The organism is Streptomyces sp. SM1 (assembly GCF_002910825.1).
Lineage (GTDB): Bacteria > Actinomycetota > Actinomycetes > Streptomycetales > Streptomycetaceae > Streptomyces > Streptomyces okerensis.
Genome location: NZ_NEUB01000858.1, coordinates 26,407 through 34,603 on the forward strand (window position 1 = coordinate 26,407; position 8,197 = coordinate 34,603).

General features: G+C 72.3%; 8 protein-coding genes and 1 other RNA gene. 4 read left to right on the forward strand and 5 right to left on the reverse strand.

What is annotated here, in order from left to right; all coding sequences use genetic code 11:
* Positions 1-13 precede the first annotated feature (13 nt).
* The 4 genes from B9S61_RS28240 to B9S61_RS28255 all read right to left on the reverse strand — a co-directional run bounded on the left by B9S61_RS28240 (position 14) and on the right by B9S61_RS28255 (position 4,267).
* Complete coding sequence (locus B9S61_RS28240) at positions 14-1,267, reverse strand: VanZ family protein (protein ID WP_258039895.1); 1,254 nt, start codon at positions 1,265-1,267, stop codon at positions 14-16.
* A 253-nt stretch (positions 1,268-1,520) separates the two neighbouring features.
* Positions 1,521-2,354, reverse strand: a complete 834-nt coding sequence (locus B9S61_RS28245) for an SGNH/GDSL hydrolase family protein (RefSeq protein ID WP_181007579.1) — start codon at positions 2,352-2,354, stop codon at positions 1,521-1,523.
* An 864-nt stretch (positions 2,355-3,218) separates the two neighbouring features.
* An RNA gene (gene rnpB, locus B9S61_RS28250) (RNase P RNA component class A) lies at positions 3,219-3,622 on the reverse strand.
* A 78-nt stretch (positions 3,623-3,700) separates the two neighbouring features.
* The gene (locus tag B9S61_RS28255; RefSeq protein ID WP_258039896.1) at positions 3,701-4,267 is read right to left on the reverse strand and encodes a Uma2 family endonuclease; all 567 of its coding nucleotides are present in this window, start codon (positions 4,265-4,267) and stop codon (positions 3,701-3,703) included.
* 118 nt (positions 4,268-4,385) lie between these two features.
* On the opposite strand from B9S61_RS28255, the gene B9S61_RS28260 reads away from it, so the two are divergent.
* The 4 genes from B9S61_RS28260 to B9S61_RS28280 all read left to right on the forward strand — a co-directional run bounded on the left by B9S61_RS28260 (position 4,386) and on the right by B9S61_RS28280 (position 7,483).
* A complete protein-coding gene (locus B9S61_RS28260) occupies positions 4,386-5,141 on the forward strand; it encodes a MerR family transcriptional regulator (protein ID WP_103544770.1) in 756 nt (251 codons plus the stop codon).
* 5 nt (positions 5,142-5,146) lie between these two features.
* The gene (locus B9S61_RS28265) at positions 5,147-5,746 is read left to right on the forward strand and encodes a hypothetical protein (RefSeq protein WP_374936250.1); all 600 of its coding nucleotides are present in this window, start codon (positions 5,147-5,149) and stop codon (positions 5,744-5,746) included.
* 209 nt (positions 5,747-5,955) lie between these two features.
* A complete protein-coding gene (gene yaaA / locus B9S61_RS28275) occupies positions 5,956-6,738 on the forward strand; it encodes a peroxide stress protein YaaA (protein WP_103544772.1) in 783 nt (260 codons plus the stop codon).
* A gap of 73 nt (positions 6,739-6,811) precedes the next feature.
* The gene (locus tag B9S61_RS28280; protein WP_103544773.1) at positions 6,812-7,483 is read left to right on the forward strand and encodes a bifunctional 4-hydroxy-2-oxoglutarate aldolase/2-dehydro-3-deoxy-phosphogluconate aldolase; all 672 of its coding nucleotides are present in this window, start codon (positions 6,812-6,814) and stop codon (positions 7,481-7,483) included.
* On the opposite strand, the gene B9S61_RS28285 is transcribed toward B9S61_RS28280, so the two are convergent.
* On the reverse strand, positions 7,480-8,197 hold a 718-nt coding region (locus B9S61_RS28285; protein WP_181007580.1), incomplete at its 5' end, for a histidine phosphatase family protein. The two genes, B9S61_RS28280 and B9S61_RS28285, sit on opposite strands and share 4 nt — an antisense overlap.

Below are 8,197 nucleotides of genomic sequence, written 5' to 3' on the forward strand. Positions count from 1 at the left end.
CGGGTCGCCGGTGTCAGTGCTGTGAGGTGCGCCGGTCCGGTCGCTGTGACGGTCCGGTGCCGCGCCCGTGTCCGTCGGGCGGCGAGTGCTTGGCCGGGACCGGGGCGGGCAGGTCGTCAGGCCCTGCTGGGAGAGCGGTCTGCGGGAGGATCGGCGGTGCGCTGAGGACGGGGTCGCGCGGGGGGTCTTCGACGGCGTGGTTGACGGTGTCGGACCAGCGTTCGTGCGGTGGGGGGCTGTTGCGGCGCAGCAGGGCTGTCAGCGGGGTCCGGCCCCACAGGAGGGTGGCGGTGAGGGCTGCGGCGTAGGGGACGAGTGGACCGGCGGGGGCGGGGAGGAGGGCGTCGCGGGTGTACTGGGCGGCCGAGAGCCAGATCAGGGCGAGCGGAGCGTACGCGACCCAGGTGCGCACGGTGATGCGGACGAACCCGGCGCGGCTGCCGTCTGGGCGGACGATGCGCAGCCGTAGGGCCCGTTTGCCGGGGCTGGAAGCGGTGAAGGCGGGCACCAGCCAGAACCAGAGCAGGCCGAGGGCGCTGCCGAGGACGAAGGCGTAGCGGCGGCCGGTGGGTACGCCGGCGGCCACCGCCAGGAGGCCGGTGATCAGGGTCCATGTGACCAGCCACCCGGCCAGATCGGTGACAAGGGCCAGCAGGCGGCGGGTGAAGGTGACGCGCCCGCCGTAGCGGGCGCGCTCGTGGTCCGGGTCGTTGGCGGGGAGCAGCCGGGTGAGGGGCCCGGCGGCGAGCCAGCCCAGGACCGCGCCGGTGGTGTTGAGGATGAGATCGTCCACGTTGAACTGCCGGTAGGGGCAGGCGTAGACGAACCACAGGCCGGTGTACTGGGTCGTTTCGAAGAACAGGGAGGTGGCGAAGGCCAGGGCGGTCGCGGGCAGCAGCCTCAGGCGCAGGTAGTAGCGCAGGTAGACACCGAGGGGCAGGAGCAGCACCGCGTTGAGCACGGTGGTCCAGGTCACGGCCAGGCCGGCCAGGGTGCTCACCGACCAGTCACCGCCGGACGCTGAAGCGATGCGGGTGTAGAAGTCGAAGGGTTCGAGCTGCGAGCTCTGCGCGTAGCGGGTGGTGGTGCAGAAGGCGCTGGTGCGCGCGGGCAGCGGCATCACGGTCTGCAGCAGAGCCGCGAGCAGGTAGAAGACGAAGCTGTAGAGGACGACAACCGGCCAGCCGCCGGCCCGGCCGCGCCGGCGATAGCCGTGGACAGCGGCGGGCACCATGATCAGTGCGGTGATGAGGGGGAATAGGGTCACCGCTGCCTGGATGGGCAGCAGATAGGTACGGAACACGGCAGGCGCCCTCTGTCTGCGGCATGCGCCGCCCCCGGGCCGCGGGACCGGGCGGGCCGCGCGGCATCCCCATGAGTGGTCGCTCGGATCTTCCCGATCCCGACCAGAATAGGCAATGGCCGTCGGTTCCTGGGCGGGAGAGCGCAGATCCCGCTCGGGTTGCGCCGCGCGCTGGTGGCCTGGCGGGCAGCGGTGGTACTGGTGTGTGCGGTGGCGGCTACGGTGTGGGCTGCGCTGTGGGCGTGGGTGTGCCGGTGCGGGAGAGTGCCTGCTGGTCGGCGAGGGCGATGGCGAGTTCGCCGGCGGCGTTGGGGTGCAGGGGCGCGTTCGCGTCCGGTCCCTGGACGAACGGCTGGTCGCTGCAGAGGCGGTGGCCGTCGAAGTGCTGGGGGACGGCGGTGAAGTTGAAGGTCTGCGCACCCTGCCGCAGTACGGAGTTGAGTTCCTCCAGGCGGGACTTGAGGACCTTGGCCTTGGCGGCGGTGATGTTCTGCTCCTTGAGGCAGTCGACGTTCTCGCCGAAGGGGTTGTAGTACCCGTTGATCAGGATTCGGGGGTTCTGGGGCAGCGCGGCCAGGTTGTCGAGCAGGTCGTAGTAGGCGTTGGTGAAGGCGGCGATCTGCTGCTGGAAGTAGGCGGTGGACGCCCGGTCGTCGCAGGCGTCGGCGGCGGCGCAGAGCGCGGTCAGCGTGGACCAGCGGATGTCGTTCGCGCCGACGCTGACGATGATCACCGAGGCTTTGGTGGCCCCCATCGCGGCCGAGAGCTGGGGCGGCACCCGGGTGGTGCCGCGTTGCTGGGAGCCGAGCAGGCCCTCGCGGATGGTGGCGCCGCTGCAGGCCAGGTTGAGGGTGTTCCAGTTGTTGGCGGCGGCGAGATACACCGCGTAGGCGTCCTTGCTGCGCCCGCATGCCTTGTCGGCGGCGGTGGGGTCGTCCAGGGGCGCGTTGCCGATCGCGGCGGCGGTGGAGTCTCCGAGGACCACAGCCTGCACTCCCGGCCGGGCGGGCGCGCCGACTGCCTGCACGGGGGTGGGCGTGCTCGGTCCCACCAGGTCCTCGATGCCGCCGACCTGCCGCAGTACCTGGGGGTGCCGGAGGCCAGGAGATAGACGCCGAGGGCGTTGACGGCGCACACGCCCGCGACAGCGACGGCGAGCGTCCACAGCGTCGTCGTCCGGCTGAAGCGACGGATGCCCGCCACCGTGACAGCGATCATCGCAGCGAATCCCGCGGCGATCAGGGTCTCCAGGAGGAAACAACCGCTGACTCCGCGCCGGGGTCAGGGATCAGACACGCTCGGGTGTCGGGCGGCGAGACGTCACGGCTGCGGCGGAGTGAGTACGCACCGGTTTCCGGCGTTGACGTAACGAGACCCACATGATCAAGACGTCCGAGCCGTTGAGCACCCGAACACATCCACACGCCCCCCGATCCTCACCGTCACGCCACCACGACCACCGCCCAGCCCCCTCCGGCCAAGACACCGACCCTTTGGTCGCCTGACCGATGCCCTGGATCGCTTGCCCGACCCACACTGCGTCCACGGCCACCACCGGAGCCCCCTTCGTGGAGCTCTGCCGGCACCACGCACCACGGCCATACCGGCCGGGGCCTCGCCCTGGCCGGCATCGTCCGCTTCACCGCCGGACACGACCCGGCCCGCAATACTCAAGCTCAGCCCAGAGCGGACCGGCCAGAAGACACCTCGTACATGTACTTCCGAGTGCATTCGCATCCGAGATGTCTGCTACAGAGCGACACCGGACCGCATGTGACACCCGGAATGCCCGAAATTGTGACAGCGACGACAGACAGAAACGACGATACCCGTAGCGCAGATTCGACCCGGATTCGACCCCGAGAGTTTGTTCAGACGGTAAACATGGCCTCTGACCTGCGGAAATACGGGGCGGCAGACGAGTCGGGCTGTACGCCGGGTTCTGTTCCCGGGGTTCCTCGCGGAGCCCCGGGCGACGGCCATCCATCTAGGGCCGGTGTTGCCACCGGCCTCGTGCGGTCTACCCGCGGACTCGGGCGGGCAGCCCTCGGTCGTCCGCGCAGAGCGCTTTTCACGGCGCTCCTCTTGACCTTGCTCCGGGTGGGGTTTACCTAGCCGCCTGAGTCGCCTCAGGCGCTGGTGGTCTCTTACACCACCGTTTCACCCTTACCGGGGACCGAGGTCTCCGGCGGTCTGTTTTCTGTGGCACTGTCCCGCGGGTCACCCCGGGTGGCCGTTAGCCATCACCCTGCCCTGTGGAGCCCGGACGTTCCTCGGGAAGTCCCGTGAGGGACTCCACGCGGCCGCCCGCCCGGCTCGTCTGCCGTGTGGACCATGGTACCGGGCGGGAGGGCGGCTGCGACGCGGTGGCCGTCACCGGAGCCGCCGCGGTGGGGATCAGAGGAAGCCGGCGGTGTCCAGGTCGAAGGCGAAGGGGGCGGGGAGCGGCAGCGATCTGCCCAGGGGGCGAGTGCACCGCTCGCGGTACCCGTCTCTGTCGGCGTCGCTGAACAGCGTGATCGAGGAGGCTTCGCGGTCGACGAGGAGGTGGAAGGGGATGCCGCCGCGGGCGTAGCAGCGCGGTCTCGTCCGCCGGTCGGTCTCGGGAGCGGCACCGGTCACGTCCGTCACCATCGCGATGCCCGCACACGGCATCCACGGGCCGGCTCCCCGGAAGGGACGCAGTGCGGCGGGAGCGAGGGTGCCGTCGGGGATCATGTGGTCCCGGGGGCAGGATTCCGCAGCCGCCAGGGCCAGGCCCTTGTTCCCGGAGCAGGCCATGTCGGTCCGGGAGCGGGTGTACATCTGGCGCGCGATCTCGCTGAGGCAGTGCTCGTGCGACCCGTCGGGCGGAGGGGTGAGGACGAGTTCGCCCTCGATCAGTTCCGCCCGGAAGCCGTACGGGGTGTCCAGGGTGACGAACCAGTCCAGGAGGAGCTGCTCCGAGAGCGGGTCATAGGTGATCACCGTGCCAGGCTGGCGCACGGGCCGCCCGTGCCGGGGGCGGACCGGGGCCGTTCGCCCGATCGGGTCCTTTCGGGTCGCTTGACCCTGCCGCAGCGTCAACGTTTCTACTGGTGGCATGCGGATCGGAGAACTCGCCGCCGCCGTCGGGGTCACCACGCGGGCGGTGCGGCACTACCACCAGCTGGGGCTGTTGCCGGAGCCGGAGCGGCTCGGCAACGGGTACCGGGACTACACCCTGCGGCACGCGGTCGTGCTGGCTCGGGTCAGGCGGCTGACCGAGCTGGGGCTGGGGCTGGCCGAGGTGCGGGACGTGCTCGCGGACGACGCAGGAAAGGACCTCCTCGAGGTGCTGACGGAGCTGGACGAGGATCTGGCGCGGCAGGAGGCGGCGATCCGGGAGCGGCGGGAGCGGCTGCGGAGCCTGCTGGAGTCGGGGGACGGACTGAGCGCCGAGGGGCCGGTCTCCCCCGGGCTGGCCGCGCTGTTCCGGGAGACGGGGCGGCTCACGGACTCGCCGATGGCCGCCAAGGACCGCGAACTCCTCGCGCTCATCGAGACGTCGGCGCCCCCCGAGGAGCGGGAGCGGCTGACGGGGCTGATCGGCGGGGTGCTCGGCGCTCCGGGCGGGGTGGAGCAGGCGGTCACCTTGTACCGGCTGCTCGACGAGCTCGCCGAGGCCGGGCCGGACGATCCGCGGGTGGAGGAGGCCGCGCGGGCGCTCGCCGCGTGTGTGCCGGCCGGGATGGTGCCGGAGGGGGCGGACGTCGACGGGAGCGACAGATTCCTGCGGGCCTTCTACGCCGACTTCGCTCCCGCCCAGGCGGAGGCGATCCGGCGGATGCTGCGGATCGTCACGGAGGGCCGGTCGTGAGGGCCGTGCGGGCCGTGCGGGCCGTGCGGGCCGGTTGGGCGCTGGCGCGGCACGAGGCTCGGCTGATGGTGAGTCTGGGGCTGTGGGTGGCACGGCGTACGCACGGCGACGGCGGTGGCGGTACCGCGTTCGGGTACGCGCACGGGCAGGCGGCCCTGATGTTCGGGTTCGCGTTCGTGTGCGTGGTCGAGACGGTGGCGATGTCCGTGCTGCTGAGCGACTGGCCGACCGTGCACGCGGTGGTGCTCTTCCTGGATGTCTACACCGTCGTCTTCGTCGTCGCCCTGCACGCCGCGTCCGTGGTGCGCCCTCGTGTGGTGGATCCGGGCGGGGTGCGGGTCCGGCGGGCCGTCCACGTCGATCTGCGGATACCGCGGGAGCGGATCGGCTCGGTACGGCGCGAGCTGCGGATGACGCACGAGGCGGCGGACGGTGTGCTCGATCTGGCGATCGGCTCGCAGACCAACGTCACGGTCGAGCTCACCGAGCCGGTCACCCATGTCACCCTCCTCGGCGGCCGCCGCGAGGTCTCCGTGGTGCGCTTCCACGCGGACGACGCCGACGGGCTGGTACGCGCCCTGACCGCCGGGCCGGCTCCGCCGTGACCCCTCTCCGCGGTCACAGCCACGACGCCCCCGAGGACGTCACCGGGATCGCGCGCGAGATCATGACGGCCCTTCTCGACGGACCCGGCTCCTGGAGGGGGGCCGGCGGACGGTGGCGCCGAGGGCCCGGCGGACGGTGGTACGGCGCCGAGCCGGACGACCTGAGCCAGGTCGTACCCTGACGGACGGGTTCGATCGAAGGAGTACCTGTGCTTGTCCTGCTGCCGCCGTCCGAAGGCAAGGCCGCTTCCGGCCGCGGTGCCCCGCTGAAGCCCGAGTCGCTGTCGCTGCCCGGGCTGGCCGCCGCGCGGGAGACGGTGCTCGCCGAGCTGGTGGACCTGTGCTCCGGCGACGAGGACAAGGCGCGCGAGGTGCTCGGACTGAGCGAGGGACTGCGGGGCGAGGTCGCGAAGAACGCGGCACTGCGCACCGCCGGTGCCCGGCCCGCCGGGGAGATCTACACCGGCGTGCTGTACGACGCCCTGGACCTGGCGTCCCTCGACGCGCCGGCGAAGCGGCGGGCGGCGAAGTCGCTGCTGGTCTTCTCCGGGCTGTGGGGCGCCGTCCGGGTCACCGACCGGATTCCCTCCTACCGCTGCTCGATGGGCGTGAAGCTGCCCGGACTCGGGGCGCTGAGCGGGCACTGGCGTGCGCCGATGGCGGAGGTGCTGCCGGAGGCCGCGGGCGACGGGCTGGTCCTCGACCTGCGGTCGGCGGCGTACGCGGCGGCCTGGCGCCCGAAGGGCGAGGTGGCCGGACGGACGGCGACGGTACGCATGCTGCACGCGCCGACCCGGAAGGTGGTCAGCCACTTCAACAAGGCGACCAAGGGGCGGATCGTACGGAGCCTGCTGACGGCCGGGACGGCGCCGAAGGACCCCGCCGGGCTGGTGGAGGCACTGCGGGACCTCGGGTACGAGGTGGAGGCGGCGGCGCCGGCCAGGGCGGGGTCGGCCTGGGCGCTGGACGTGCTGGTGGACGAGGTCCACTGAGGGCACGGGGCATGCATTGCATCATGCGCAATGACCTTTGCGCATGATGCGGCGGGGGCGGCAGGATGACGCCATGAGCTCACCCCTGCCCTCCTCGCCCTTCCCTTCCCGTTCCTCCTCTTCCTCCTCTTCCTCCGTGCTGGATCTCGCGCCCGTCGTGCCCGTCGTCGTCATCGAGGACGCCGCCGATGCCGTACCGCTGGCGCGGGCCCTGGTGGCCGGGGGGCTGCCCGCGATCGAGGTGACCCTGCGGACACCAGCCGCGCTCGACGCGATCCGGGCGATCGCCGGTGCGGTGCCGGAGGCGGTGGTCGGGGCCGGGACGGTGATCACGCCGGAGCAGGTGGGCGAGGCGGTGGCGGCCGGGGCGCGGTTCCTGGTCAGCCCGGGGTGGACGGACGTGCTGCTGGAGGCGATGCGGGCGTCCGGGGTGCCGTACCTGCCGGGGGTGTCCACTGTTTCCGAAGTGGTGGCGCTCCTTGAGCGGGGGGTGCGGGAGATGAAGTTCTTCCCGGCACAGGCGGCGGGCGGGACCGCGTACCTGAGGTCGCTCGCCGGTCCGCTGCCGCAGGCCCGGTTCTGTCCGACCGGAGGCGTCGGCCCCGACACCGCGCCGGACTATCTCGCACTGCCCAACGTGGGCTGTGTGGGCGGGAGCTGGATGCTTCCGGCGGACGCGGTGGCCGCGCGGGACTGGGCGCGGATCGAGGGGCTGGCGCGGCAGGCGTCGGAGCTGAGGGCCTAGCGCAGGTGCGAGGTGTCGTTGAACAGGCGGACGCTGGCGTTGCCGTCGGCGTAGTACGCCACGGCGGAGAGGGAGGCGGCGGACAGTTCCATGCGGAACAGCGCCTCGGGCGGGGCGCCCAGGGCCAGCCGTACGAACGTCTTGATCGGTGTCACGTGGGTGACGAGCAGGACGGTGCGGCCGGCGTGCGCGGAGACCAGCCGGTCGCGGGCCGCGGCGACCCGGGCCGCGGTGGCCGCGAAGCTCTCGCCACCGCCGGTGGGCTCGGCGTCCGGGGAGGAGAGCCAGGCGTTCAGGTCGTCGGGGTGACGCTCGCGGACCTCGCCGAAGGTGAGGCCCTCCCAGGCGCCGAAGTCGGTCTCGCGCAGCCCGTCCTCCACGCTCACCTCGAGCCCGAGGCGGTCGGCGACGATGCCGGCGGTCTCCCGGGTACGGGCGAGCGGCGAGGCGACGACGGCCTGGACGGTGCCACGCAGGGCGGGCGCGTCGGCGACCTTCCGGGCCTGCTCCCGCCCGATTCCGGAGAGGGAGGGGTCGCTGCCGCCACTGCCCGAGAACCGCTTCTGGGGAGTCAGCGGCGTCTCCCCGTGCCGCAGCAGCACGAAGGTGGCCGGCGCTCCCATGTCGGCGGGCGCCCACCCGGCGGTGGGGGTGGCGACGGCCTGCGCGGCCCGCAGATCGGCCTCCGCGGAGGGGTCCCGGGACGCCGAGGCC

Coding starts and splice junctions, on each gene's coding strand:
- B9S61_RS28260 (WP_103544770.1), top strand. CDS start 4,386: ATGCGGATCGGAGAACTCGCCGCCGCCGTCGGGGTCACCACGCGGGCG.
- B9S61_RS28280 (WP_103544773.1), top strand. CDS start 6,812: ATGAGCTCACCCCTGCCCTCCTCGCCCTTCCCTTCCCGTTCCTCCTCT.